At 64.1% G+C, this 25,494-nt stretch carries 22 protein-coding genes and 1 pseudogene; 16 read left to right on the forward strand and 7 right to left on the reverse strand.

Going from position 1 to position 25,494, the window contains the following annotated elements:
* Window positions 1-129: 129 nt before the first annotated feature.
* Both ACIGJE_RS20130 and ACIGJE_RS20135 read left to right on the forward strand, forming a co-directional pair.
* Entirely contained in the window at window positions 130-1,365 is a 1,236-nt protein-coding gene (locus ACIGJE_RS20130) for a TCR/Tet family MFS transporter (protein WP_483678591.1), read from the forward strand.
* 77 nt (window positions 1,366-1,442) lie between these two features.
* Window positions 1,443-1,949, forward strand: a complete 507-nt coding sequence (locus tag ACIGJE_RS20135) for a lysozyme inhibitor LprI family protein (protein WP_483678592.1) — start codon at window positions 1,443-1,445, stop codon at window positions 1,947-1,949.
* Between the two features lie 51 nt (window positions 1,950-2,000).
* On the opposite strand, the gene ACIGJE_RS20140 is transcribed toward ACIGJE_RS20135, so the two are convergent.
* Both ACIGJE_RS20140 and ACIGJE_RS20145 read right to left on the reverse strand, forming a co-directional pair.
* Window positions 2,001-2,801, reverse strand: a complete 801-nt coding sequence (locus ACIGJE_RS20140) for an alpha/beta fold hydrolase (protein ID WP_483678593.1) — start codon at window positions 2,799-2,801, stop codon at window positions 2,001-2,003.
* Between the two features lie 153 nt (window positions 2,802-2,954).
* Window positions 2,955-4,484, reverse strand: a complete 1,530-nt coding sequence (locus ACIGJE_RS20145) for a UxaA family hydrolase (RefSeq protein ID WP_483678595.1) — start codon at window positions 4,482-4,484, stop codon at window positions 2,955-2,957.
* 159 nt (window positions 4,485-4,643) lie between these two features.
* On the opposite strand from ACIGJE_RS20145, the gene ACIGJE_RS20150 reads away from it, so the two are divergent.
* Both ACIGJE_RS20150 and ACIGJE_RS20155 read left to right on the forward strand, forming a co-directional pair.
* Window positions 4,644-5,507 (forward strand): GntR family transcriptional regulator, encoded by an 864-nt coding sequence (locus ACIGJE_RS20150; protein WP_311935291.1) that lies wholly within the window; start codon window positions 4,644-4,646, stop codon window positions 5,505-5,507.
* An 11-nt stretch (window positions 5,508-5,518) separates the two neighbouring features.
* On the forward strand, window positions 5,519-6,571 hold the full coding sequence (locus tag ACIGJE_RS20155; protein WP_483678596.1) for an aldo/keto reductase: 1,053 nt from the start codon (window positions 5,519-5,521) through the stop codon (window positions 6,569-6,571).
* A gap of 96 nt (window positions 6,572-6,667) precedes the next feature.
* On the opposite strand, the pseudogene ACIGJE_RS20160 reads toward ACIGJE_RS20155, so the two are convergent.
* Window positions 6,668-7,536, reverse strand: a pseudogene (locus tag ACIGJE_RS20160) (EamA family transporter).
* 32 nt (window positions 7,537-7,568) lie between these two features.
* On the reverse strand, window positions 7,569-8,228 hold the full coding sequence (locus ACIGJE_RS20165; RefSeq protein WP_483678597.1) for a nitroreductase family protein: 660 nt from the start codon (window positions 8,226-8,228) through the stop codon (window positions 7,569-7,571).
* A 122-nt stretch (window positions 8,229-8,350) separates the two neighbouring features.
* Between ACIGJE_RS20165 and ACIGJE_RS20170 the strand changes: the two genes are divergently transcribed.
* Window positions 8,351-9,322: a LysR family transcriptional regulator gene (locus ACIGJE_RS20170; protein ID WP_483678599.1), complete on the forward strand. Its 972-nt coding sequence runs from the start codon at window positions 8,351-8,353 to the stop codon at window positions 9,320-9,322.
* Window positions 9,319-9,918, forward strand: coding sequence for a hypothetical protein (locus tag ACIGJE_RS20175; protein ID WP_367623131.1), 600 nt, complete (start codon window positions 9,319-9,321; stop codon window positions 9,916-9,918). Before ACIGJE_RS20170 ends, ACIGJE_RS20175 begins: the two co-directional genes overlap by 4 nt.
* A gap of 40 nt (window positions 9,919-9,958) precedes the next feature.
* Here ACIGJE_RS20175 and ACIGJE_RS20180 read toward each other — a convergent pair whose 3' ends face one another.
* Complete coding sequence (locus tag ACIGJE_RS20180) at window positions 9,959-10,549, reverse strand: hydrolase (RefSeq protein WP_311935304.1); 591 nt, start codon at window positions 10,547-10,549, stop codon at window positions 9,959-9,961.
* Window positions 10,550-10,935: 386 nt separating this feature from the next.
* Here ACIGJE_RS20180 and ACIGJE_RS20185 point away from each other — a divergent pair, with 386 nt between their 5' ends.
* From ACIGJE_RS20185 to ACIGJE_RS20215, 7 genes are all read left to right on the forward strand, one after another.
* Window positions 10,936-11,706, forward strand: coding sequence for a GNAT family N-acetyltransferase (locus ACIGJE_RS20185; protein ID WP_394308219.1), 771 nt, complete (start codon window positions 10,936-10,938; stop codon window positions 11,704-11,706).
* Window positions 11,707-11,877: 171 nt separating this feature from the next.
* Window positions 11,878-12,180, forward strand: coding sequence for a DUF2849 domain-containing protein (locus tag ACIGJE_RS20190; protein ID WP_068289934.1), 303 nt, complete (start codon window positions 11,878-11,880; stop codon window positions 12,178-12,180).
* Window positions 12,180-13,847, forward strand: a complete 1,668-nt coding sequence (locus ACIGJE_RS20195) for a nitrite/sulfite reductase (protein ID WP_415082423.1) — start codon at window positions 12,180-12,182, stop codon at window positions 13,845-13,847. The genes ACIGJE_RS20190 and ACIGJE_RS20195 overlap by 1 nt, the downstream gene beginning before the upstream one ends.
* Window positions 13,831-14,598 carry a phosphoadenylyl-sulfate reductase gene (locus ACIGJE_RS20200; protein ID WP_415082425.1) on the forward strand — a complete coding sequence of 256 codons (768 nt, stop codon included), beginning with the start codon at window positions 13,831-13,833 and terminating at the stop codon, window positions 14,596-14,598. The genes ACIGJE_RS20195 and ACIGJE_RS20200 overlap by 17 nt, the downstream gene beginning before the upstream one ends.
* A 59-nt stretch (window positions 14,599-14,657) precedes the next feature.
* Window positions 14,658-15,158 (forward strand): DUF934 domain-containing protein, encoded by a 501-nt coding sequence (locus ACIGJE_RS20205; protein WP_483678602.1) that lies wholly within the window; start codon window positions 14,658-14,660, stop codon window positions 15,156-15,158.
* A gap of 112 nt (window positions 15,159-15,270) precedes the next feature.
* Window positions 15,271-15,621, forward strand: a complete 351-nt coding sequence (locus ACIGJE_RS20210) for a hypothetical protein (RefSeq protein WP_311935319.1) — start codon at window positions 15,271-15,273, stop codon at window positions 15,619-15,621.
* 67 nt (window positions 15,622-15,688) lie between these two features.
* Entirely contained in the window at window positions 15,689-16,516 is an 828-nt protein-coding gene (locus tag ACIGJE_RS20215) for a class I SAM-dependent methyltransferase (protein WP_483678604.1), read from the forward strand.
* Between the two features lie 29 nt (window positions 16,517-16,545).
* Here the strand turns inward: ACIGJE_RS20215 and ACIGJE_RS20220 are convergent, their stop codons facing one another.
* On the reverse strand, window positions 16,546-17,463 hold the full coding sequence (locus tag ACIGJE_RS20220) for a LysR substrate-binding domain-containing protein (RefSeq protein ID WP_483678605.1): 918 nt from the start codon (window positions 17,461-17,463) through the stop codon (window positions 16,546-16,548).
* A 157-nt stretch (window positions 17,464-17,620) separates the two neighbouring features.
* Here ACIGJE_RS20220 and ACIGJE_RS20225 point away from each other — a divergent pair, with 157 nt between their 5' ends.
* Window positions 17,621-19,045, forward strand: coding sequence for an MFS transporter (locus ACIGJE_RS20225; protein ID WP_483678606.1), 1,425 nt, complete (start codon window positions 17,621-17,623; stop codon window positions 19,043-19,045).
* 32 nt (window positions 19,046-19,077) lie between these two features.
* Here the strand turns inward: ACIGJE_RS20225 and ACIGJE_RS20230 are convergent, their stop codons facing one another.
* Window positions 19,078-22,476, reverse strand: coding sequence for a YhdP family protein (locus ACIGJE_RS20230; RefSeq protein ID WP_311935330.1), 3,399 nt, complete (start codon window positions 22,474-22,476; stop codon window positions 19,078-19,080).
* A 319-nt stretch (window positions 22,477-22,795) separates the two neighbouring features.
* Here ACIGJE_RS20230 and ACIGJE_RS20235 point away from each other — a divergent pair, with 319 nt between their 5' ends.
* Window positions 22,796-23,266: a peroxiredoxin gene (locus ACIGJE_RS20235; protein ID WP_311935333.1), complete on the forward strand. Its 471-nt coding sequence runs from the start codon at window positions 22,796-22,798 to the stop codon at window positions 23,264-23,266.
* 122 nt (window positions 23,267-23,388) lie between these two features.
* A complete protein-coding gene (locus ACIGJE_RS20240) occupies window positions 23,389-25,491 on the forward strand; it encodes a molybdopterin-containing oxidoreductase family protein (protein ID WP_367623139.1) in 2,103 nt (700 codons plus the stop codon).
* The last annotated feature ends 3 nt before the right edge of the window (window positions 25,492-25,494 follow it).

The following is a 25,494-nucleotide window of genomic DNA, read 5'->3' on the forward strand; positions in this document are numbered from 1 at the left end:
TGATCGGGTCCCTGCCGATTCCACGATGCGGCGGAACAGCCGAGTACGACAGCCGCATTTGGATTTCCCCGCGTGTTCGGTCGCAACCGGCGAAACCGAATTGCGGCTCTCGCTGAGATAGGCGTCATCATGAGCCAAGCCAAGACGATCGAAACCCGGACCAGCCCCCACGCCCTCACCTTCGTGCTGATCACGGTGCTGATCGACATGATCGGCCTTGGCATCATCATTCCCGTGCTGCCACGCCTGATCGAGGGGGTCGCCCATGTCGACATTGCCCGGGCTTCGGTGATCGGCGGCTGGCTGTTCGTGGCCTATTCGGCCATGCAGTTCCTGTTCGGCCCGATCCTCGGCAATCTTTCCGATGCGTATGGGCGGCGGCCAGTGCTGCTGCTTTCCATCGGGGGCCTCGGCATCGACTATCTGCTGACCGCCTTCGCCCCGACCATCGCCTGGCTCTTCCTCGGACGGCTGATCGCCGGCATTTGCGGAGCGTCCTACAGCGCGGCGAATGCCTTCATCGCCGACATCACCAGGCCCCAGGAGCGCGCCAAGGCCTTCGGCATGATCGGCGCGGCCTTCGGTGTCGGCTTCGCACTGGGTCCCGCGCTGGGCGGACTGCTGGCCGGGCTGGGCCCGCGTGCCCCCTTCTTCGCTGCGGCAGCCCTGTCGCTTGCCAATCTCGTCTATGGTTATTTCGTGCTGCCGGAGACATTGCCGCCCGAAAAGCGCCGCCCCTTCGCGCTGTCCCGCGCCAACCCGCTCGGCACCCTGATCGCCTTCCGCCACCATCCCTTCCTGCTCGGTGCCGGCCTGGTGCTGTTCCTGCATTTCCTGGCCAACAATGTCTACCCGGCCATCTGGGCCTACTACACGATCTACCGCTATGGCTGGAGCGAGTTTGATGTCGGCCTGTCGCTGGCTGCCTTCGGCGTGATCACCGGCATCGTGCAGGGCGGCCTGGTCGGCGCCATCATCCGGCATCTCGGCGAATGGCGCACCGCCGCGATCTGCCTGGCGCTCGAGGCGGTGGTGCTGGTCGCCTATGGCCTGGCCAACAGGGGCTGGATGATCTACGCGCTGCTGGGCTTTTCAAGCCTCGCCGGCATTGCCATGCCTGCCATCAACGCGATGATGTCCCATCAGGTCGACGACGATGCGCAGGGCGAGTTGCAGGGCGCGATCTCCGGCCTGATGGGCATCACCGCCATTCTGAGCCCGGCCATGGCGACCCAGCTTTTCGGCGTGTTCGCCGGCAAGGAGGCGGTGATCGAACTGCCCGGCGCGCCCTTCTTCGCGGCCGCCATCATCGCAGCGCTCGCTTTGCTGGCCTTTCTGGCCGTACCGGAAAAGCGTGAGACGTGATCGCGGAGTCGCCCCCGTGCCAGGCTCCTATGACAGAAGAGAGAAAGAAAAAGAGGCAGGCTCTCAAGTTTTTAGCAATGAACGGCATTGAAAAAAGTGCATCGATGAGCGAGTTTTACGCCGCCAATTGCAGGAGACAGACGATGCGCCAACGCACTGCGCGGCTTGCGACCATCCTAGGACTTGCGGCTTTCATTCCGCTTTCGGCCGCCCAGGCCGATGATGCCTGCTACAAGAAGGCTCAGAGCCAGGCAGAGCTCACGGATTGCTCCGCAAAGGATCTCAAAGCGGTCGATGATAATCTGAACAAGCTCTACAGGCAGATGGAAGCGCGCCTGAAGGGCGACGACGACACCAAGAAGCTGCTCATCGATGCCCAGAAGAAATGGGTCGCGTTTCGCGATTCCGAATGCACCCTGTCGACGGTACGCTCGGCCGGCGGCAGCATCAACCCGATGAACTTCAACACCTGCGCCGCCGGCCTGACACAGAGCCGCGTCAAGGATTTCCGGGCTTATCTGAACTGCGGCAAGCAATCCGGTGAACAGGATTCCGACGACTGCGCGATCCCGCCGGCGCAGTGACAGGTCTTCGACAACATCAAGATCAAGCCCGATAAGGCGGGGCTGTTCCCTTCAGGCGCGTATCGCGCCTGAAGCACCCCCCGGCGTCGGCTCGCTCCCACCCTCACCACGTACCCCGATATCGAGCCTGGCGCGAATTGCGCGAGCCCCTTCGGGAGCGTGTTCATAGACGACGCTGTTATGGTTTCCGGCGGTCCAGATCATCTCGAAGCCGTGGCGATCGGCGAAGGCCTGCATGTGGCTGCCCCGAATGTCACCCCTGCCGCACCAAAGCAGCAATGGTATCCGGATCGACGCCAGCGTCTGCGCCAACCCGTCCAACTCGGCGAGCGCATCCCAGCTCGCCCGCAAACCCGGTTCATCCTCGGGCCTCACCCACGAGACCAGATCAGGCACCATCGCCTGCGCCAGTTCGAGTACCTGGTCGAAATGCAGCGGTCCCTCGAAGCCGGGCGGAAAGGCGGCGGCAACACCCTTGACCGGGTCCCAGCCACCGAGCGTCAGGGATCGCAGCCGATGAGGGAATTGCCGTGCGATGCCGGCCCCCGTCCAGGCCCCCATCGAGTGGCCGATGACATCGGCTGTCTCGAAGCCGAGCGCATCCATGACGGCGACGACCCTGCCCGCCTGTTCCTTCAGGCGATAGGCTGCAGGATTTGCCGGCTTGTCGCTCTGGCCGTGGCCGAGTGCGTCGATCAAGGCCACCGTGTGGTCACGGGTGAACACCTCGGCAAAGCCGCCATCGAGCCAGCATTGCGAACCGAGCAGGTGCCCGTGCAGCAGTACGACAAGCGGGCCGGAACCGACCGTCCGGTAAAAGGTACGATGACCATTATGGGCGATGAAAGGCATGGCAGATGTCTTTAAGCGGAGAACGGCGCGGAATTTGTCATACCCGGGCTTGGCCCGGGTATCCAGAGGCTACCAGATGCAAGCCTGAGGCACTGGATTGCCGGGTCGAGCCCGGCAATGACAAGCCACGTGCAATCCCGCCCGATCCGAAAATCACATCGTCGCGCCGACCTGCCAAGGCACGAACTCGTTGGAGCCGTAGCCGAGTTCTTCCGACTTCGACTTTTCGCCCGAGGCGACGGCCAGGATCTTGTCGAAGATCTCCTTGCCCTTCTCCTCGATCGAGATGCCCTCCAGCACATCGCCGCAATTGATGTCCATGTCGTCCTGCATGCGGCGATAGATGTCGGAATTGGTGGCGAGCTTGATCGACGGCGTCGGCTTGCAGCCATAGGCCGAGCCGCGGCCGGTGGTGAAGCACAGGACGTTGGCGCCACCCGCAACCTGCCCGGTGGCAGACACCGGATCATAGCCGGGCGTGTCCATGAAGACGAAGCCCTTCTCCTTCACCGGCTCGGCATATTCATAGACGGCGGTCAGTGTCGTCGTGCCGCCCTTGGCCGCGGCGCCAAGCGACTTTTCCAGAATGGTGGTCAGGCCGCCGGCCTTGTTGCCGGGGGACGGATTATTGTCCATCGAGCCGTTGTTCTTGGCCGTATACTCTTCCCACCACTTGATGCGCTCGACCAGCTTCTCGCCGACCTCGCGGCTGGCGGCGCGGCGGGTGAGCAGGTGCTCGGCGCCATAGATCTCCGGCGTCTCGGACAGGATGGCCGTGCCGCCATGATGCACCAGGCGGTCGGCGGCAGCACCGAGGGCGGGATTGGCGGAAATACCGGAATAGCCGTCCGAGCCCCCGCATTGCAGCGCCAGGATCAGTTCGGACGCAGGGATCGTCTCGCGCCTGGCCTGGTTGGCCAGCGGCAGCATCGCCTTGATGCGCTCCATGCCCTGCTCGATGGTCTTGCGCGTGCCCCCGGTGTCCTGGATCGTCATGGTCTGGAAATGGTCGCCCTCGACGATGCCATATTCGCTCTTCATGCGGCCGATCTGGAAGACTTCGCAGCCCAGGCCCACCAGCAGCACGGCAGCGATGTTGGGGTTGGAGGCATAGCCCCATTGCGTGCGCTTCATGATCTCGAAGCCCTCGCCCTTGTCGGCCATGCCGCAGCCTGTTCCGTGTACGAAGGGCACCACGCCGTCGATGTTGGGATAGTCGGCCAGCATGCCGGACTGGTTGAAGGCATCCGCCATGAAGCGTGCCACCGAGGCCGAACAGTTCACGCTGGTGAGGATGGCGACATAATTGCGCGTGCCGGCCTTGCCGTTGGGGCGGCGATAGCCCTGGAAGGTCGCCTGCTGATCGAGCGGCAGGATCGCTTCCTGCCGGGCATCCTCGGCGAAGGCATAGTCACGCTCGAAGGCATGGAACTCGCAATTATGCGAATGGACATGGGAGCCCGGCACAATCGCCTGCGAGGCGAAGCCGATGATCTGGCCGAACTTGACGATCGGCTCGCCCTCGCCGATCGGCGCGACGGCGATCTTGTGCCCCTTGGGCACGCGCTGCAGCGCCGCGACGTTTTCCACCACTGCTCCGGGCTCGATCACATCGATGGCGACGAGCACATTGTCCTTGGCATTGAGGCGCAAGGTCCGGGCGGTTTCGGGAACGATCTGCATGACGACATCCAGTTGAAAGGAGCTGTAGCGTTTTGCGATTTGACGGAGTCACCCAGAATCGCAAAGACGCGTCAAAACAAAGAGCTAGAGAAAAAGTGCGGTTCGGAGAAACCGCGCTTTGCTCTAGGCAAAGCCAATGGGCATTGCTAACATGTTAGCATGCCAGACGTTGCCGTCAAAGCCTCTTATGCCTTCCTCGAGCCGCTCGGCCTTACGGGCCGCGGCGGCACGACGGAACGCGTGCTGGCGGTTCTGCGGGAAGCCATCATCGGCTTCGAACTCGCGCCGGGGGAAGACATCGACAAGCTTGCCATCTGCGAAAGGCTTGGCGTGTCGCGTTTTCCGGTCTCCGAAGCCTTGGCCCGCCTGCAAAGCGAGGGCTTGGTGGAGATCCTGCCGCAGCGCGGCACCCGAGTCTCGCGTATCCGCCTCGCCGAAGTGCGCCAGAGCATGTTCATCCGCCGCGCGCTGGAGTCGCAGGCAGTGCGTACGCTCGCGCTGGGGTATCGGGCAACGCCTGTGGGTCATGTCATCCCCGGCGAAGCCGAAGGCCTCGGGAAGGGGATCCAGGGGCCAAAAGAGATCACCTGCGCCCTTGGATCCCCTTCCCTCGCGGCCACGAGCAAAGCTCGTGCCCCGCTCGCCGGGAATGACAAAGATGCGCTGCTCCAAAGCCTCGAGCGCAATCTGCGCTACCAGCAGGCGGCTGCCGAGGCCGGTGACCGCCGCGGCTTCCATCTGCTCGACCTCGAATTCCACCTCACCCTGCTCGACGCGCTCGGCTTTGCCCGCGTCAAGGCAGCCGTCGAGGCGGCCCGCGCCAATCTCGATCGCGTCCGCCGCCTGCTCTCCTCGCCCCGGCACATAGCCCTTACTTTGGTCGACCATCAGGCCATCGTCACGGCCCTGCGTGCCGGTGACGCCGATGCCGCGGCCAGCGCCATGGAGGCGCATCTCGATTCCGTCATCACGGAACTGGTGGCCTTTGCCGCTGAAAATCCCACCCTGTTCGAAGATCTGTGAAGAGAGAGGCCATGACAAGTAAATCGCCCGACAGCAAATTCGCCATCCGCAAGCATACCAGCCGTTCCGGCGCGGTGATCCCTTTCACCGAGCTGGGCTTCGGCACCGCTCCGCTCGGCAATCTCTACCGGGCCCTCGACGAGGACGTCGCCGCGCTCACCGTCAATGCCGCCTGGGATGCCGGCATCCGCTATTTCGACACCGCGCCGCTCTACGGCCTCGGCCTCGCCGAAACGCGGCTCAATCCCCTGCTGCGCCGGCGCAAGCGCGAGGACTATGTCCTCTCCACCAAGATCGGACGCCTGCTCAAGGTTGTGCCGCCGGATCAGCGCACCGGCATCGGCAAGTTCTTCGACACGCCTTCGCGCCAGCAGATCTACGACTATTCCTATGATGGGGTGATGCGTTCGGTGGAATTCTCGCTCGAGCGCCTCGGCATCGACACCATCGACGTGCTGCTTGCCCACGACGTCGACATCTTCACCCACGGCTCGAAGGAGGCTTCCGACCAGCGCATCAAGGAGCTGATGGAGGGCGGCTATCGCGCGCTCGAGCAGTTGCGCAGCGAAGGTACGGTCAAGGCGATCGGCGCCGGCATCAACGAATGGCAGGTGGCCGAGACCCTGGCTCGCGCCGGCGATTTCGACGTCTTCCTGCTCGCCGGCCGCTATACCCTGCTCGAACAGGATGCCCTCACCAGCTTCCTGCCCTATTGCGTGGAGAAGAAGATCGGCATCGTGCTCGGTGGCCCCTATAATTCCGGCATCCTGGCAACGGGCCCGCGCCCGGGCGCCTTCTACAATTACGATCCGGCGCCTCCCGCGATCCTCGACCGGGTCGCCCGGATCGAGCAGGTCTGCGCTGCCCATCACGTCAAGCTGGTCGAGGCCGCGCTGAAATTCCCGCTCGGCCATCCCCAGGTGGTTTCCGTCATCCCCGGCGGCCAGTCGCCCCAGGAAGTCACCCGCAACGCCGAGATCATGGGCGCCGAGATCCCCGCGGCGCTCTGGGACGACCTCAAGAGCGAAGGCCTGCTGCGCGAGGATGCGCCCGTGCCGGCCTGATCGGCGCGTCGCGCCAACGGATCTGCAGACGGCAAATGGCGGCCACCGGCCGCCATTTCGCTACTGAATACATCCGTATACTGCAGGGCTACTCCGTCATGTCCTCGCAGGTCCGGCCTGGACCATCTGGCTCAGCCAAACGCTGCCAACCACCACGGCCATGCCGAAAAGTTGCAGCAGGGTGAGTGACTGGCCGAGCAGGCCCCAGCCCAGCACCACGGCCGTCAGCGGACTGAGGAAGCTCAGGGAAGCCACGGCCGAAGGTCCGAGCCGGGCGATGCCGCGAAACCAGAGCATGTAAGTCAGCGCCGCGCCGATCAGGGTGAGATAGGCAAAGCCCGCCACGTTCTGCAGGCCGAGCGCCGGCAGAGGCGGCTCGAGCCACAATGCCACCGGTATCAGCAGGACGCCTCCCGCCGTGAGCTGCCAGGCGGTGAAGGTCAGGGTCGAGACAGGCGGTTGCCAGCGCCGGCTCATCACCGTGCCCAGCGCCAGGGAGACCGCTCCGGCCAGGCCCGCAATGATGCCGATAGGATCCAGCACCACGCTCCTGGGCGCGATGAGCAGCAAGGCGACCCCGGCAAGACCGGCCAGAGCTGCCGCGATCGCTGCCAAGCGCACCGGCGTGCCCAGCACGGCGCGTGTCAGAAAAATCACGATCAGGGGCTGGATGGCGCCGATGGTCGCTGCCACACCGCCCGGCAGGCGATAGGCCGCGATGAACAGCATGGTCAGGAAGAAGGCGATATTCAGGGCACCCAGGACCACGACCCGCCACCACCAATGCCCTGCCGGCAATTGCCGGACCAGCATCATCAGCAGCAGGCCAGCGGGAAGCGCCCTCAGCATCGCCACGGTAATGGGATAGCCCTGAGGCAGAAGCTGCTGGTGACGATATAGGTACTGCCCCACACAGTTGGCGCGATGGCCGTGAGCAGCACGTCGAAAGAACGGCCATAGCCCATGATGCCGCCCGAGGAGGCCTGGCTGAGATTGCTCATGACAGCACCATCACTTCTTCCAGGGGACGCCTCGGCTTCTGTGGCCCGTTGCCGTCAGCGGCCCGGCCGACGGCAACCAGCATCACCGGAACCTCGTCCGGCTGGAGGCCGAACGCCGCCCTGACCGCCTCGGCATCGAAGCCCGTCATCGGCCCCGAGGCGAGACCGGAAGCCGAAGCGGCCAGGATCAGCATGGCCGCTGCCAGGCTGGCGGAACGGATCGCCTCGTCGCGTTCGGCCTGGGCGTTGCCGGTGAACTGCCGGCGGACGGCCTCCACCCAGCCCTCCGCCATGGCAGCAGGCATCAGACCCGCCTCGACCGACGGACGCAGCCTTGCGCCGAGATCGACGCTCCCCGCCAATGTGCCGCAGACGATGAAGGTGACGGCCGCCTCGCTCACCTTGGCCTGGCCATAGGCGGCTGCGCGCAGGCGTTCCTTGGCTGGCCTCTCGCGCACCACGATGAAGCGCCAGTTCTGCAGATTGTAGGCAGAGGGCGCCAGAGTCGCCAGCCGCACCAATTCACCGATTTCGGCGTCCGACAGGACATGCGAAGGATCGAAATGATTGGCCGAAACCCGGCTTTCGATGGTGGATTTCCAATGAGCCTCGATCAGCGAGGCCTCGGCAACGGGGATCCTGGCAAGAAAGGTCATGGCGTACCTGCATCACGGAATGGGGATCGCATGCGGCGATCGATGCAGTGAATTTATATGCTCACCATCACGTGATAATATGCCATGAGATTACGATATTAACTACCAATGGTGTTCAATAGATGGATCAGCTGACGGCTTTCAAGGCTTTTCGCCAGGCGGTCGAGCGCGGCAGCTTTGCCGAGGCGGCTCGTGCCCTCGGCCTGTCGCCGGCAGCCATCAGCAAGAATATCGGCGAGCTCGAGGCCCAGCTTTCGGTGCGCCTGTTCAACCGCACCACCCGCCGCATGAGCCTCACCGAGGCAGGTTCGCTCTATTACGAGCGGGTGCGCCAGATTCTCGACGATATCGACGATGCCGGCGCCTCCATCGGCGCGCTCATGCTGGCACCGACCGGCCTCCTGCGTGTCAGTGCTCCCATGACCATGGCTCTTCGGCATCTCACGCCGGCCCTGCCCGCCTTCCTCGAGGCCAATCCCGGCCTGTCGCTGGATCTCAACCTGGATGACCGCCGCATCGACATCATCAGGGAAGGCTATGACGTCGCCATTCGCGGCAGCGACGTGCTGGAGGATTCCAGCCTGGTCGCCCGCAAGCTGATGGCCGTTCCCCATATCATCTGCGCGTCCCCCTCCTATTTCGCGCGAGCGGGCCTGCCGTCGGTGCCGGACGATCTGCGCCGGCACAATTGCGTGCAATTCAGCCTGTCGGGCCACGTCAATCATTGGAGCTTCGCCAAGAATGAGGAAATCGTCGGCGTGCCGATCAAGGGGCGCTACAAGGTGACATCGAGCGTGGCGGTGCGCGAGGCGCTGCTGGCCGGCTTCGGCCTCAGTCTCATTCCCCGCACCTATGTGGAGGAAGACCTGCGCACCGGCCGCCTGCAGCAGGCGCTGGCGGACTGGTCCGGGGTGGAAACGGCAATATTCGCCATCTATCCCTCCAAGCGCCATCTCGTGCCCAAGGTCCGGGTTTTCCTGGATTTTATCGTCGAGCAGTTCGCCCGCCCGTCACTTCTCGATATCGAGGGAGGCAGGACAGCCGGACCCGAGATAAAGATATCGCCTCCATCAAACGTGACAGCGGATCCATGACGACAAGACCGTCCGCCTTGCTTCTGCTCGGCACCTCGCATGTCGGCAAATCGACCTGTGCCGCTCGCATCGGCCGCGCCGCCGGCTGGCCCGTGGTCTCGACCGACCAGTTGGGACGCCATCCGGGTCGGCCCTGGACGGGTGTGCCCGAGCCGGTCACGGAGTTCTATCTCCGCCTGACGGACGATGCCATTCACTGGTTTCTCCGGGTCCACCACGAGAATATGCGGCCGATCATTCAGGGCAGGATAAAGGCGCTGTGCGAGGCAGGCAGCGGCTTCATCCTTGAAGGCGCTGCCCTCCGGCCGGAGTATGTTCCCGACTGGGGAATCGGCGAGGCCGTGGCTGTCTGTCTTCACGTCGAGCCGCAAGTTCTGCGGGAGCGCATTGCCCGAGAAAGCCACTATTCTCGACGGGACGGCCGGCTGAAAACCGCCATCGACAAATTTGCGGAGCGATCCGTCCGCGAAAACGAGGCCTTCATCGAAGCTGCGATTCGGCACGACATTCCCTTGATGGATGTCACCGATCCGGAGGCGGCCGATCGTCTGGCGGTCGAGCTGACGTCGCGCCTTGCCGGTGCGCGAGAACTTTGACCGGCCAGAGTGCGGCGCCGCAACCAGACTACCTGACCACTCAATCCTTCATGGCTTCCTTGAGGGCGTCGATGATCACCGCACTCGACCGGATGCGGGCAACGCGCGGCAGGACGTGATCGATCGAGAAGCGATGCATCTCCGCCGTCATGCTGCTGGTGGCATCCTCGGCCACGATCGCGGCATAATTATTGGCAAAGGCATCGCGTGCCGTCGCCTCGACGCCGAAATTGGTGGCGATACCGCTGATGATGACGGTATCGATGCCACGGCGGCGCAATTGCAGATCCAGTTCCGTGCCGTGAAAGGCGCTCCACTGGCGCTTGGTGATCACCACATCGGCCTTGGACGGGTTGATCCTCGCGTCGAAGGCAACTGCCTCGGGAGGCATCTTGTCCTCGGGGAGGATCAAGGGCGCATCCACGGGAACCTTCACCACGTCCCCATAGCCATCGGAAAAAGCCACACGCACCAGGATGACCGTGCCGCCCGCTTTGCGCAGCGCCTTGCCGATACGCAAAGATCGCTCGATGACATCCCCGCCCGAATGCGGTGCCACCGGCCGGCCGACGATCCAATTCTGCAGATCGATCATCACGAGGGCGGTATGGCGGGGATCCAGACGCAACATGGCAAGCTCCGATAAACGTCAATGCACTGGAGCAAAGCGCGTTCGCGACTGAACGCTCGTCTGCCCCAGTTCCTTGTTTCCAAGCCAATCCACCGGATTGGCCGGGGCGTCTCGCGATAATCGGCGAACCCGCCCTCTCGCAAGACACCATGGGCGCCGCGGGGCGCCATCGGCACGTGTCGTCGGGAATGGCTTTTCGACAGTCCATTACCGACGACACGTGCAGGATAGCCAGCCTTGTAGAGGCAGCCAGCCGCAAAGCTCAAGTCGACCAACCGGTCAAGCCTGGGCTACAAAAGGATGAGTAGCCGAGCCTGAAGACAAACGCCTCGCCGGCGGTCTACATGGCGGGTTGGCAGGGCTCGGCAGACAGGTAGAGTGTAAGCATGGCAGACAACGAGGACGTTCTCGCCCGGCGCGTTGAAGAGGCGTGCCTGAACGGCTGGCCGGCCCTGAAGACGATATGGCTAGACGGCTGGCTGCTGCGCTTCTCACATGGGCATACCAGGCGGGCCAACTCCATCAGCCTGCTCTGGCCCGGCACGCGGCAGCCAAGCGAGCAGATACGTTCGGCTGAAGCATTTTACAGCCATCACGGCCTGCCGACCATCTTTCGCCTGTCGAGTGTCTCATCGCAGGATATCGGCAGCGCCTTGGACGAGGCCGGATACGGCCCGGGCGAAGACGAGACTTGCGTGCTCTACCGCGACCTCGATGCTGCACCGTCCCAAGGCGAGCGCGGTGCGGCCTTCGTGCGGCCCAACCTCGACGATGCCTGGTTCGGGGCTCATGCCCGCCTTCAGAAATTCTCCGCTGCGACCGCCGCCCATGCCCGCGCCCTGTTCGGCGCGGTCGCCTTGCCGACCGGATATGCCATGTCGCCGGCCAGTGACGGCAGCCCCGCGGCGCTGGCCTTCGGCGCTGTGCATGACGGTATCGTCTGTATCAACGCGGTGGCGACGGATCCCACCTTCCGGCGCCAGGGCCATGCCCACAATGCCGTCAGCGCCCTGCTCGCCTGGGCTCGCGACGATCAGGGTGCGAAAGGGGCCTGCCTGCCCGTGGTGGCCGGCAACGATGCCGGCCGGTCTCTCTACCGCTCACTCGCCTTTTCTACAGAAATCAGCCGTTATTCCTATCGTCGCAAGGTTGCATGACCGCCGATCAGCGTTGCCCAGGATGCATGCCTTTTTAGCCATCACATTGATCGATATATCGAATTTTCATAACGAGCTCTAATTACATTATTTGTATGTATTGAAATCTATTTGACAAATTGCGCGCGAGAACCGATATCGTGGACGAATTCCAATCAGGGGTTTTTCGTCATGCCGCTCGCTATCACAGCCAACCGCCTCAAGGATGGGCGTGTGGTGTTCCGCACCCCCAACGGCAACTGGTCGCTCGACGTGGCCGACAGCGCCATCGAACCCGATCAGGCCACCGCCAATGCGATCCTTGCCAGCGTCACCGCCGCTGCCAATGAGCAGGACGTGGTCGAGATCTATGCCGTCGAGCTCGACGTCAGCGGCGAGAAGCCCCGTCCCGCCAAGCTGCGCGAGGCCATCCGGGCGCTCGGCCCGACCATCGCCTACCTGCCCAAGACCGAACTCGCCGAGGCTGCCGAATAATGGGTGCCCTCTACCGTTATGACGAGTTCGACCACGCCTTCGTGAATGCGCGCGTCGCTGAGTTTCGCGACCAAGTGCAGCGCCGCATCAAGGGCGACATCACCGAAGAGGAGTTCAAATCCCTTCGGCTGATGAACGGCGTCTATCTCCAGCTGCATGCCTATATGCTTCGGATTGCCGTGCCCTATGGCACGCTTTCCTCCAAGCAGTTGCGCACGCTCGCGACCATCGGCCGCCGCTGGGACCGTCATTACGGCCATTTCACCACCCGCCAGAACCTGCAGTTCAACTGGATCGCCCTCAAGGACGTGCCGGACGTGCTGCAGGCCCTGGCTGACGTCGAGATGCATGCCATCCAGACTTCCGGCAATTGCATGCGCAACGTCACGGCCGACCATTTCGCCGGCGCCGCTGCCGACGAGGTCGCCGATCCGCGCGTCTATGCCGAAATCATGCGCCAGTGGTCGACGGCCCATCCGGAGCTGTCCTATCTGCCGCGCAAGTTCAAGGTCGCCATCACCGGCGCCGAGGAAGACCGTGCCGCGGTCAAGGTCCACGACATCGGCTACCAGATCGTGCGCAACGAGGCCGGCGAGGTCGGCTTCCGTGTGTTCGTCGGCGGTGGCCAGGGCCGCACCCCCATGGTCGGCAAGGCCTTGCGCGATTTCCTGCCTGAAGCAGATCTCCTCACCTACACCGAGGCGATCATGCGCGTGTACAATCTCGAGGGACGCCGCGACAACAAGTACAAGGCGCGCATCAAGATCCTGGTGCATGAGAAGGGCCTCGATCCGATCCGCGAGGAAGTGGAAGCCGAGTTCGACCGTATCCGTGACGGCGCGCTCAAGCTGACGCCGGATTCGGTGGCGGCGATGCAGCAATATTTCCTCGCAGGCCCGTTCGAGACGATCGGCGAGACGCCGGTCTTCGACAAGGCAAAGGCCGGCAATGCCGATTTCGCCCACTGGGTGTCGGTAAACGTGCATGCCCACAAGCAGCCGGGCTATGGCATCGCCACCATCTCGCTGAAGCCGATCGGCGGCATTCCAGGCGACGCCTCCTCCGACCAGATGGACCTGGTGGCCGATCTCGCCGATCGCTATTCGCTGGGCGAGATCCGCATCAGCCACCTGCAGAACCTCGTGCTGCCGCATGTGAAGCTCGATGACCTGCCGGCGCTGTTCGCGGTGCTGCAGGAAGCGGGCCTCGCCACCGCCAATGAAGGACTGATCACCGACATCATCGCCTGCCCGGGCCTGGACTACTGTTCGCTCGCCAATGCCCGCGCCATTCCGATCGCGCAGGGCCTGTCCGAGCGCTTCGGCTCGCCCGCACGCCAGGCGGAGATCGGCAGCCTGCCGATCAAGATCTCCGGCTGCATCAATGCCTGCGGTCATCATCACGTCGCGGCGATCGGCATTCTCGGCGTCGACCGCAAGGGCGTGGAAAACTACCAGATCACATTGGGCGGCTCGGCCCGCGAGGATTGTTCGATCGGTGAACTGGTCGGCCCCGGCTTCGGCAGCGAGGCCATCGTCGACGCTGTCGAGAAGGTGGTCGACACCTATCTGGGCCTGCGTCTCTCCCCTCAGGAAACATTCCTGGAGGCGGTGCGCCGTGTCGGCCTGCCGCCCTTCAAGGAGGCACTCTATGGACAGCGTGCTTGATTTTTCGGCCGCTCCCGTGAACGTTGGTTTGGCCAGCCCGGCTATCGATCCGGAAGCACAGGCGCTCGCTTTGGCGGCGCAGTATCACAATGCCGATGCACAGACGGTGCTGCGCGCGGCACTGTCGCTCTACAAGGGCGGCATTGCCCTGGTCTCCAGCTTCGGTGCCGAGTCGGCCGCCCTCCTCCACATGGTGGCGGAAATCGACCGTGCCACGCCGGTGATCTTCCTCGACACCGGCCGGCTGTTCAGCCAGACCCTGCTCTATCGCAACGAACTCGCCCGCCGGCTCGGCCTTACCGATCTGCGCACGGCCTCGCCGCGCCAGGTGCTGGTACAGCAGGAAGATCCCGATCGGCTGCTTGCCTACAGCAATCCGGACATGTGCTGCTGGATCCGCAAGGTCGACCCGCTCGACACTGCGCTGGAGTCCTTCTCGGCCTGGATCACCGGTCGCAAGCGCCATCAGGCTTCGACCCGTGCAGCCCTGCAATATTTCGAGGCCGATGCCGGGCGCATCAAGGTCAATCCGCTGGCGGACTGGACCTCCAAGGATGTGGCGGATTATCTCGAACGCCACGATTTGCCGCCGCATCCCCTGGTGGCGGACGGCTATCCCTCGATCGGCTGCATGCCTTGCACCAGCCGCGTCGCCGAGGGCGAGGATGCCCGGGCCGGCCGCTGGCGCGGCAAGTCCAAGGTCGAGTGCGGCATTCATGTTTCGCCTGAAAAGGCCGGAAGTGGTATCTAAGAGACAACTTCCACACTGTTGAAAAGCCTGCGCTTTGCGCGGGGATCTAGGAGAGACCTGTGCCCCTCTGGAAGAATGGCCGTTTCGAGGCAGACATCTACAAGCTGGCCGGCGACGAGGACACGCTGCCGGACGGTGCTGTCATCGTCTCGCTGAAACGCTTCCTGGCCGAGAAGAACAGTCTCGCCGCCCGCAATGCACCGGTCGGGGTGGTGCTGCAGCCGGCCGACGATATCGAGCTGCTGGCTGACGCGCTGCCGAGCCTGCCGCTGCTGGCCCTCGCCTTCCCCAAATTCGGCGACGGCCGCGCCTTCTCGCTGGCGCGCATTGCCCGGGAACGCTACGGCTTCGCCGGTGAGCTCAGGGCCGTCGGCGACATCCTGTTCGACCGTATCGCCTATATGATCCGCTGCGGTTTCGACGCTCTCGACATCAGCAACGCGCCGACGATCGCCGCGCTGGAAGCCGGCAAGGTACCGATCTCGCACACGCGCTATCAGCCGACCGGCGGCGACGGAACGAAGCCCGACAAGCTCAAGCCCTGGCGGCGGCTGGGATAGCAAAGGCCACGCGACGAGAAGCCTCGATCGCCCTCGCGCAGCGATGGCCCGCAACCATCGCGCTTGCCCTCGGCGACATATCGGCCCAAACTGACCGGGAATCGGAGGCTGCATGCTCTCATTCCAGGTGATGTTCATTCGGGCCATGTCTTCGGCCTTCGAAACCAGCCAAGCCAGTGCCGTAACCATCGGCCATCGTATGCCCATACTGGCGACGCTGCCATTCTGGCCCCATCCAGACAATCTGATCGAAGCCAGCCGCATGGTGACCGAGAAATTCGAGGCGCTTGCGGAGGGAGCGGTTGCGGCAACCGACGAAATGGCTCAACTGGGCCTGCGTGCCGTCTTCGGCAAAGCCGATGCGCATGATCTGGCCTCCGGCCTGATCTCCGTCGCCGTCGCGGCAGCCCGGCCGGCCCAGCGACGGGTCCGGGCCAATGCCAGACGCCTCTCGCGGCATTGATGCCATGCGCTGGTGCTCGGATAGCCCGCAAGCGGCTTTACCGGCTCTCTCATAGCGTGCGCGGGCCATGGAAAAGGTTTCTCTGAGCCAAGAGAAGGCAACCCTTCTCATCACCCTCTACGCCAAGGGCGAGGAAAGCCGTCTGCCCGACTCGCTCCTGCAGGACCGTTTCGCGGCTTCGGCGCTCGATCGGATCGACTACGATTTCTCGCGCCTCGGCATCAACCGCGATCTCATGATCGGTCTGGCGATGCGGGCCCACATCCTCGACAACTGGGCCCGCGCCTTCCTCGCTTTCCACCCCGAGGCGATCGTGCTGCATCTGGGTTGTGGCCTGGACTCCCGGGTTTTCCGTATCGATCCACCCGCCGGCGTGCGCTGGTTCGATGTCGACTATCCCGAAGTCATCGAGCTCCGGCGCCGGCTCTATCCCGAGCGCGCAGGTTACCAATTGATCGGCACATCCGTCACCGATCCCGCCTGGCTCGCAACGATCATGCCCGAGGGCCGCCCGGCGCTGATCATCGCCGAAGGCATGTTCCCCTATCTGCAGACCGATGAAGCCATCCCGCTGCTCGCCCGGCTGGCTGGACACTTCCCCAGCGGCGAAATCGCCTTCGATGCCTATAATCGTCTTGGCCTGCGCCTGATCCGCAAACAGCATTCGGTTCGCGTCACCGGTGCGCAGGTGCATTGGAGCCTTGACGACGCCCATGAGATCGAACGCCAAGTGCCGCGCCTCAAGCTGATGCAGGAACTGCTCTCCTACGGTCGGCAGGGCTATCATGCCGCCCAGATCGCCAGAATGTCCCTGTCCGCTCGCCTTGTCATTCCCTTCTTCAGGGCCATTCCCGCACTCGGCCGCATCGGGCGGCTGCTACGCTATCGTTTCTGAAACGGACATCACGCGCTCGCCGGTTTTGCTTAACCGCTGCCCTGCTGCTGCGCTTCGATCGCCGCGAGCATCCAGTCTCGAAAGGCCAGGATGGCCGGGTCTTCGCTGCGGTCGTGCGGATAGACGAGATGATAGGTCTGGTCCCCTGCCACCGGGACCTCGATGTTGAATAGGCGCACCAGTCGCCCCTCGGCAATATCATTGGCGATCATGGCAAGATCGGCCAGGCCGATTGCCCCGCTATCGATCACGGCCTGTACGACATGGCTGGTATCGGCAAAGGCGACGCAGGCGCTATCGTCGAACGTGTCGACACCGGCAGCCTGCATCCACATGCGCCAATCCGGCCAGGTCAGATCGCCCCGGCGCCAATCGCGATAGCATAAAGTATGACCGATCAGATCAGCCGGCATCGTAAAATGCTGGCCGGCCTCGAGCAATCGCGGGCTGCAGACCGCCACCATGACCGTATCGAACAGCCGCACCGAATTCAGCCCGTCAAAGTTTCCGTCGCCGAAACGGATGGCCAGGTCGATATCGTCGACCTCGAAATCGCGGATCTCGTCGGTGATGTCGAAGCGCAGCTTCAGCCGAGGATGGGCCACCTGGAAGGCTGAGAGCCTCGGCAGCATCCAGTTGGTGGCGAAACGCGCGCCGAGCGACACGCAGAGCTGCCCCAAGGCGCGCTGCGACCTGCTGGCCCGGCTGACGGCGCGCTGTAGACCATCCAGCGCCTCGCCCACCGCCTCGAACAATACGCCTCCCGCAGGTGTGAGCCGGATGCTGCGGCTGGTCCGCGCAAAGAGCACGATACCAAGCTGATCCTCGATCTCCTTGATCTGATAGCTGACGGCGGCCGGCGTCAGGCCGACCTCCTCGGCCGCACGGGTGAAGTTGAGATGCCGGCCGGCCGCCTCGAAGATCTTCAGGGCCCGGGTCCCTGGCATCGTACGCTTCATCGACTTTCAAGCCAATTTTGATGTTCTATCGAGAATTACTCGTTTTTCAATCTCTTATCAATCGAGCATGACAGTCAGACTTGATAATCAGGGAGCCTGGAGCTGGGCGATGACCCGCTTTCGTGCTCCGTTTCGGAGTGACCTCATGCCCGTCAACACCGCCCCCCGCGAGGCCAGCCCGGATGATCTCGCGCGCGCCTCCCCGTCAGGTCCAGGCACAGCGTTTCGCTGGCCGGCCCGCCTGTGGATCGTCCTCCTCGTCTCCAGCGGAGTCATCCTGCTCGATGGCCTCGACGTCTCCATGATCGTGGTGGCGATACCGCAGATCCAGCGGGAATTCGGCTTGAGCGCCGCGACAGCGCAATGGCTGGCTAGCGCCTATATCCTGGCTTTCGGCAGCTTCCTGCTCCTGGGGGGACGCTGTGCCGATCTGTTCGGCCGGCGTCGCATGCTGGTCGCCGCCATGGCCGTGTTCATCCTCGTCTCTGTGTTCGGAGCCCTCACCAGCAATCCCGTCCTGCTGATCGCGTCGCGCTTCATCAAGGGCGTGGCGGCAGCCTTCACCGCACCGGCGGCGATGTCGCTGCTGACAACCACCTTTCCCGAAGGTCCCCAGCGCAACAAGGCGTTCGGCATCTTCAACGTCTTCGAGGCCTCCGGCTATTCCTCCGGCCTGTTGATCGGCGGCCTGCTCGCCACGCTGAACTGGCGGGCCATATTCATCCTGCCGGTGCCGATCGCTCTGCTGATCCTGTGGGCAGCGCTGCGCTATGTACCCGCCGATCCGCGCTCCGACCGGCCGATACGGCTCGACCTCGGCGGCACGCTGACCTTGGTCAGCGGCATGTTGACCCTGGTCTTCGCACTCGTCTTCGCCGCCGAAATCGGTTGGCTGTCGCCATGGACCGTCGGTGGCCTCGCTGTCTCGGCTCTGCTGCTGGCTGCCTTCGCCGCCATCGAGAGCCGTGTCGAGGCGCCCTTGATCCGCCTTGGCCTGTTCCGCAATCGCAGGCTGGTGGCCGCGAACGCGAGCGCCGCCCTGCTCTATGGCGGCGCCATGGGCTTCCAGTTCCTGCTCGGCCTTTACCTGCAGAACCTCCTCGGCTGGCAACCCTGGCAGATGGCGCTGGTGCTGTTGCCGGCAGGGTTGATGGTGGTTGCGATCGGTCCCAAACTCGGCGGCTTGATGGACAGGTTCGGGGTCGCGCGCATCCTGGTCGTCGGCCTCGCCGCCTTCGTGCCCTGTTATCTGCTGGCGCTTCGCCTCGGCCCCGAGCCGGACCTGTGGACCCTGTTGCTGCCGGTCTCGCTGCTCTGGGGCCTCGGCTTTGCCCTCAGCATCTCGGCCTTGATGGTGGCCGGCACCAGCGGCGTCGCCGACGAGGAACAGGGCGTCGCCGCCGGCCTCCTCAACAGCTCGCTACAGGTCGGCGGTGCCTGCGGCCTTGCCGTGGTCACGGCGGTCATCATGCCGGCAACGAAATTGGCCATGCTCTCGTCCGGCGTGGTGGTCAGCCTGGTCTTCGCCTTCCTGACCCTGCTGGTTCAGTTGCCCTTTCGGCGCGGCTGAACCCACAAGGTCAGCGTGAAGCCGGGTTCTCCTCAATTGGTCTGTTTCTGAAACTCGAAGATCTTGCGCAGGAAGCCGGGCGCGATAGCCGAGAGGGGATTGACCGTGAGCACTGGCGCGTTGACCCGTCCCGATACCTTGAAGTTGATGGCGAACAGGCCGCCATATTGGCCGCCGCTGAGCAGTCCTCCGATGAGAGGGATCTTGGAGAAGATGTTGTTCAGGGCGTAAGCGGGCACGAAGGTGCCGGTGAGGTTGACCCTGTCCGTGCCATAGTCGAGATCGCCCGAGAGGCTGACGCCGACATCCGGTCCCCAGACCACGGAATCCAGGATGCCGATCCGCGAGGCCGTTCGGGTGAAGGCGAGTTCGAGCCTGGTGAACTGGGCTGAGTCGCCGCTGCCGGGGGCGTAGGAAGACAGCTTGCCGGCGTTCTTCAGCGTGTCGCGGTATTGCCCCAGGGCCGTCTCGTTCTCCACCGAGAAGCTGCGCATCACCAGGCGGCCGCGCATATTGTCGATCACCGGCGAGAAGCGGGCACCGAGCGCCCCGCCACGCAGGCGGGTGTAGAGATCCAGGAAACGCATGACGGCGCCGGCATTGGTGGACTGCACCGTGACCAAATTGCCGCTGCGCCCCTCATTGCCCAGCGAGGCAGTGACCTGGCCGTTGGCCAGCCTGCCGCTGAGATCGAGCTTGCGGATCGTCGTACCCTTGCTGTCGAGCATCAGGCCGAGATCGGCAAGAGACTCGTCGTTGAAGCCGACCACCTGGCCGAGCCTGATATCGGCATTGATGCTGGCGCTGGCGCTGCTGCCCTTGGCGCGCTTCTGCAGCATCGACAGCAGAGGGCGGGCATCGAGCCGGTTGCCGCGCACGAAGACCTTCCAGCCACTGCCGAGCGGTTCGAAAACGCCCTGGAAATCATCGCCCGGCGACAGGCTGATCACATCCATCATCGCCTTGCGCAGCTTGTTGTCCGGGCCGAGTGTCACCGTGCCGCGCAGCGAGACCGACCCGCTCTCCACCGTCAGCTTGTCGAGCGTGCCACCGCCCTTGTCGGCGGGATCCCAACTGAAGCTGACCCGCCCCGGAACGCCGGCCGCCTTCTGCCAGCCCGGCAGAAGGTCCTTGATGCGCACGGCCGCCAGATCGATATCCACGTCGTAGCGCGGGTCGCGCGGATCGGCGACCGGATGGATGTCGGCCTGGATCGGCCCGGTCAGCGCATCGCCGAAATCGAAGCCCTTCCGCTTCCTGGTGGCGTCGTCCAGGATGACGCTGAGGGCCATCTGCGGTTCCTGGCCCTCGGCCTTGCGCAGGTCGAAATTGGCGGGCAGGCCATCGAACACGCCCTTACCGGTGAGCAGCATCAACCCCGGCTCGAGCGAGAGCTTCATCGTGCCGCTCTGCAGGCTGCTGCCGGCGACGTGGTCGATCGACATTCCCTGTACGCCGCCCGTGATCGCATATTTGATGTCTTCGGGGCGAGGATGGTCGATCAGCGGCAGGTCGAGCTTGACCTTGAGATCGGCAGTGCCGTTGACCTCATCGGGCCTGATATCCAAGCCCTTGGCGGCATCGGCCAGCGGCGGCATGGTCATCAGCCTGGCCACGGCCTGCGCCGGGCCCTTCACCCCGAAAACCGCGGACTGGTTCGGCGGCTTCTGGGCAAAATCACTGATCGAATAGGTGCCATCCGCAAGCGCGAGGGTGCCGGCATCGCCGGTCTCGACCGACGCGCTGTCGACATTGACACTAAGATGGCGCCCGGAGAAATCGACCCTGCCCTCGACGTCGCTGATCGGCGGCAGCGTATCGATGATCTGGACGATGCCCTTCGACATCGGCACCGAGCCTGAAAGTGCTTCGTCCGGCAGGGGCGGCGTCTTGCCATTGACCGAAGCCAACGCTCCTTGCGGAATGGCGAGCTTGAGCGTCGCTCCATCGACGACACCCGCCTTGATATGGTCTTCCAGCCAGATCTTGACCTCCGGCACCGAGAAGACCGGCCACACCCGGTTCAAGGCCACCGCCGACAGGGTCTTGGCCTTTGCGGTCAGGTCGATCGCCGGGGTCTTGCCGCCGAAGCCGACGGCACCGTTGAAATCGATGGCGACCGTCGGTCCCAGAACCTCGCCCTTGTCCAGGCTGAGGCGGTTGGTGGCCGGATCATAACGTCCGGCAAGATCGATGCGGTCGAGCTTCAGCGGCGGACGTTGCTCGCGGCGGCTTGCCAGCAGCACGTTCGGTGCTTGCAGGTCGTAAGTCCACACCGGCCCCGTCGTATCGGAAGGCGGAACGACCTTTCCCTTGAAATCCAGGACGCCCTCGCCCGACCTGACCATCGCCTGGCCGATCTGGACGACACCGGCCGTCTTGTCCCAGTCCAGGCTGATCTGCGCGCCGTCGAATACGAAGGGAGGCTCCTTCGGCTCGACATTCCAGCTGCCTCCGGCACTGGCAATGTTGACCTGCGCCATCTCGACAGAACCATCGGGGTTGATGCTGGCCCGGGCCAGCACATCGAAGGAGGCCTTGACCGATGGCTGCTCGACACTCGGCGCCAATGCTGCCACGAGTTCGGTGACACCGATATTGCTGGCCTTGATGTCGATCGAGCGCGGTTCGCCGTCGCCGCCTTCCGTGGTGGCATTGATGGAGCCTCCCGCTGCGGCGAGAGCCACCGACAGGCCACCGGCCGCGGCGGTGCGGCGAACGGTCAGGTCGATGCCACGATGGACGATGTCGTGGCCGATCGCCTGGTCGTGCACCGCCAGCGCGGCGTCACGCAGTTCGACCCTGTCAATGGAGCCGATCGAGGCGATCATGGTGTCGAAGCCGTTCAGAACCGCCGCAAGCGACAGGGCTCCCCCCGCAGGCGGGGCCGTGCTGTCGACCCCGGCCTGGAGCGTGAACCGGCCGTCGATGCTGACATTCACGGTCGCAGCTGCCCCCTCGACCACGATCGAGCGCGCCGTGACGTCGCCGAGCAGCAGCGACGCCAGATCGAACCCGGCATAGATGCGCGGCGCCGAGGCGATGACGACGTCATGATCCCTCACGGTCACACCGCGGATCATCGCAATCAGCCCTTCCGGGCGCCGCTCGATCGCGACATCGTCCAGGCTGAGGCGATAGCCCGGCGGCAATTTGGCAGCGATGGCTTGGTGCACGGTCTGGGTGATGAAGGGCAACGATAGAGGACCATTGCCGAGCCGCCAGTAGAAGATGCCGATGGCAACCCCGACCACCACCGCCGCCGTAGCAGCCACGGAGACGGCGCTGCGCAGCAATACCCGGCCGCTGCCGGGCCGCCGCCGGGGCGAAGTATCCGCCGGAGGCTCTTCCGCGGGATAGTCGTACGGCAACTGGTCCGCAGCGGTCTCCAGGGACGCCTGCTCATCGGCGGCAGCCGTCGCTTCATGCATTGCGTTGTGTGCGTCCCTCGCCATCAACGATTCGCCAGCCCCTTGCGATAAATCCTTCATGCCCCACGGCAATGCCGGCGAGATGATGGCCTCACCCAGGTTGCCGTACCGTTAAGGAGACGCAGTAGGATGAAGATGCAAATTGTTGAGATAAGCCGACAATTCCAGATCGCCTTATCCGCGGATACGCTGGGCAAACACACATCGAAGCAACTCGTCGCGAAAGACGGGCGCCCGGATGCAGAACGGCCTGGACCGCGCCTGTCCCGAAACATACACGATTGTGCTGTGACGTACCATTTTGCCGAAAGGAAGGCATATGCATCCCCTGCAGGTCGGCGAGGTCGCTCCCGCCTTTTCCCTCCCCCTCGCCGATGGTGGCACGGTCCGGCTCGAGGACTTTCGCGGCCATAAACTCGTGATCTTCTTCTATCCCAAGGCAGATACCCAGGCCTGCACGCGTGAAGCCGTGGAGTTCTCGGCCGCCAAGGCGGATTTCGCCGCCGCCGGCGTACACCTGCTCGGCATCTCGCACGATCCTGTGCGCAAGCAGCAGAAATTCGTGGCAAAGCACGGATTGACCACGGCTATCGCCTCCGACGAAAGCCTCGACATGCTCAACGCCTATGGCGTCTGGGGCGAAAAGCAGATGTATGGCCGCACCTATCTCGGCATCGAACGCACCACGCTGCTGATCGACGGCAAGGGCATCGTCGCTCGCGTCTGGTCCAAGGTGCGTGTGGCCGACCACGTCGCCGAGGTGCTGGAAGCCGCCCGGACCTTGGCTTGATGATGCGCATGCGAACCATTCCCCGCGTGAATGGATTGATCAATTCTCGCAATGCCCGCACGTAAGGCTGGTTCTTGTGCCCCCCTCGCCCTACGATGCGGCGGTCAGATGACGAGATCCCGATGAACAAACCGCTTGGCCCGATCCGCAGAGCCTCCGCCTGCCCGCATGATTGCCCCTCGACCTGCGCCCTCGAAATCGAGGTGCTCGACCGCAACACCATGGGACGGGTCTATGGAGCTGCCGACAACAGCTTCACCAAGGGCGTGATCTGCGCCAAGGTCGCCCGCTATGCCGAGCGCGTGCATCACAAGGATCGTCTGCTCCATCCCCTGATGCGTACCGGGCCGAAGGGATCGGGCCAATATAAGCGCATCAGCTGGGACGAGGCACTCGACCGCACCGCCGAGGCGATGCTGGCGGCCGAGCGGGATTTCGGAGCCGAAAGCGTCTGGCCCTATTACTATGCCGGCACCATGGGCCTGGTCATGCGCGACGGTATCAACCGTCTGCGCAATGCCAAGCGCTATTCGGGCCAGTACTCCACCATCTGCACTTCGCTGTCCTGGTCGGGCTATCTCGCCGGCCATGGCCGCATGACCGGCACCGACCCACGCGAGATGGCGCAATCCGACTGCATCGTGCTGTGGGGCACCAATGCCGTGGTAACGCAGGTCAATGTGATGACCCACGCCGCCTCCGCCCGCAAGAAGCGCGGCACCAGGATCGTGGCCGTCGACGTCTATGACAACGCCACCATGCAGCAGGCGGACGTCAAGATCATCCTCAAGCCCGGCACGGACGGGGCGCTGGCCTGCGCCCTCATGCATGTGCTGTTCCGCGACGGCCATGCCGATCGGGCCTATCTCGCCAAATTCGCCGACCATCCGGCCGAATTCGAGGCCCATCTCGCCAGCCGCACGCCGCAATGGGCTTCGGATATCACCGGCGTGCCGGTGGCCGATATCGAGGCCCTGGCCAGGCTGCTGGGCGAGCGGCCCCGGACCTTCTTCCGCCTCGGCTATGGCTTTGCCCGCTCGCGCAACGGCGCGGCCTCCATGCACGCGGTCAGCGCCATTCCCGTGGTGATGGGGGCCTGGCAACATGAAGGCGGCGGCGCGCTGCACTCCAATTCGGGCATGTTCGGCTGGCGCAAGACGCTGATCGAGGGCCTGGACGTGCGCGATCCCAAGGTGCGCGAGCTCGACCAGTCCCGCATCGGTCCCATTCTGACCGGCGATGCCGAAGCGCTGTGCGGCGGCGGCCCGGTGAAGATGCTGCTGATCCAGAACACCAATCCGATGTCGGTCGCGCCCGACCAGGACAAGGTTAAGCAGGGCTTTGCCCGCGAGGACCTGTTCACCGTGGTGCATGAGCAGGTGATGACGGATACAGCGCGCATGGCCGACATCATCCTGCCGGCGACCATGTTCGTCGAACATGACGATGTCTACCAGGGCGGCGGGCAGCAGCACATCCTGCTCGGCCCCAAGCTGATCGAGCCGCCGGGCGAATGCCGCAACAATCACGAGGTGATCAGCGCCATCGCTGCCCGCGTCGGCGCCGAACATCCCGCCTTCGCCATGGATCCGCGCGAGTTGATCGACCGCACCCTCCAGGCCTCCAATCGCGGCACGCTGGCGGAGCTCGAGGAAAAGCGCTGGCTCGACGTGCAGCAGCCCTTCGAGGATGCCCATTTCCTGAAAGGCTTCGGCTGGCCGGACGGCAAGTTCCGTTTCAAGGCGGACTGGCCGAAGAACCCCTATGCGGCGCCCGCCAAATTCGGGCCCGTGCATGACATGCCCGCCTTCCCCGACCATTGGACGGCGATCGAGCTGGCCGACGATGCCTTCCCCTTCCGCCTGACCACCAGCCCGGCGCGCAACTTTCTCAATTCGAGCTTCACGGAAACCCCGACCTCGCTCGCCAAGGAGGAACGGCCGGATGTGCTGATCCATCCCGACGATGCCGCCACCCATGGCATCGAGGACGGCGACAAGGTCGAACTCGAAAGTCTGCGCGGCAAGGTCCGGCTGCATGCCAAGCTCTTCGAGGGCCTGCGCCGCGGCGTCCTGGTGGCCGAGTCGATCTGGCCGAACAGCGCCTATGAAGACGGCAAGGGCATCAACACCCTGACGGGAGCCGACGCGCCCGCGCCGGTCGGCGGCGGCGCCTTCCACGACAACAAGGTGGCGATCCGCAAGCTGCCGGCGGCCGCCGCCTAGAGA

It is taken from the genome of Labrys sp. E2SS-1L (genome assembly GCF_057073705.1).

Bases quoted from the DNA above. Each gene is read 5' to 3' on its own strand.
- ACIGJE_RS20140 (WP_483678593.1), bottom strand. From the start codon at position 2,801: ATGCCTTTCATCGCCCATAATGGTCATCGTACCTTTTACCGGACGGTC.
- ACIGJE_RS20135 (WP_483678592.1), top strand. From the start codon at position 1,443: ATGAACGGCATTGAAAAAAGTGCATCGATGAGCGAGTTTTACGCCGCC.
- ACIGJE_RS20225 (WP_483678606.1), top strand. From the start codon at position 17,621: ATGCCCGTCAACACCGCCCCCCGCGAGGCCAGCCCGGATGATCTCGCG.
- ACIGJE_RS20215 (WP_483678604.1), top strand. From the start codon at position 15,689: ATGGAAAAGGTTTCTCTGAGCCAAGAGAAGGCAACCCTTCTCATCACC.
- ACIGJE_RS20175 (WP_367623131.1), top strand. From the start codon at position 9,319: ATGACGACAAGACCGTCCGCCTTGCTTCTGCTCGGCACCTCGCATGTC.
- ACIGJE_RS20130 (WP_483678591.1), top strand. From the start codon at position 130: ATGAGCCAAGCCAAGACGATCGAAACCCGGACCAGCCCCCACGCCCTC.
- ACIGJE_RS20200 (WP_415082425.1), top strand. From the start codon at position 13,831: ATGGACAGCGTGCTTGATTTTTCGGCCGCTCCCGTGAACGTTGGTTTG.
- ACIGJE_RS20220 (WP_483678605.1), bottom strand. From the start codon at position 17,463: ATGCCAGGGACCCGGGCCCTGAAGATCTTCGAGGCGGCCGGCCGGCAT.
- ACIGJE_RS20230 (WP_311935330.1), bottom strand. From the start codon at position 22,476: ATGCATGAAGCGACGGCTGCCGCCGATGAGCAGGCGTCCCTGGAGACC.
- ACIGJE_RS20155 (WP_483678596.1), top strand. From the start codon at position 5,519: ATGACAAGTAAATCGCCCGACAGCAAATTCGCCATCCGCAAGCATACC.
- ACIGJE_RS20150 (WP_311935291.1), top strand. From the start codon at position 4,644: ATGCCAGACGTTGCCGTCAAAGCCTCTTATGCCTTCCTCGAGCCGCTC.
- ACIGJE_RS20190 (WP_068289934.1), top strand. From the start codon at position 11,878: ATGCCGCTCGCTATCACAGCCAACCGCCTCAAGGATGGGCGTGTGGTG.
- ACIGJE_RS20195 (WP_415082423.1), top strand. From the start codon at position 12,180: ATGGGTGCCCTCTACCGTTATGACGAGTTCGACCACGCCTTCGTGAAT.
- ACIGJE_RS20180 (WP_311935304.1), bottom strand. From the start codon at position 10,549: ATGTTGCGTCTGGATCCCCGCCATACCGCCCTCGTGATGATCGATCTG.
- ACIGJE_RS20210 (WP_311935319.1), top strand. From the start codon at position 15,271: ATGCTCTCATTCCAGGTGATGTTCATTCGGGCCATGTCTTCGGCCTTC.
- ACIGJE_RS20240 (WP_367623139.1), top strand. From the start codon at position 23,389: ATGAACAAACCGCTTGGCCCGATCCGCAGAGCCTCCGCCTGCCCGCAT.
- ACIGJE_RS20170 (WP_483678599.1), top strand. From the start codon at position 8,351: ATGGATCAGCTGACGGCTTTCAAGGCTTTTCGCCAGGCGGTCGAGCGC.
- ACIGJE_RS20235 (WP_311935333.1), top strand. From the start codon at position 22,796: ATGCATCCCCTGCAGGTCGGCGAGGTCGCTCCCGCCTTTTCCCTCCCC.
- ACIGJE_RS20185 (WP_394308219.1), top strand. From the start codon at position 10,936: ATGGCAGACAACGAGGACGTTCTCGCCCGGCGCGTTGAAGAGGCGTGC.
- ACIGJE_RS20165 (WP_483678597.1), bottom strand. From the start codon at position 8,228: ATGACCTTTCTTGCCAGGATCCCCGTTGCCGAGGCCTCGCTGATCGAG.
- ACIGJE_RS20145 (WP_483678595.1), bottom strand. From the start codon at position 4,484: ATGCAGATCGTTCCCGAAACCGCCCGGACCTTGCGCCTCAATGCCAAG.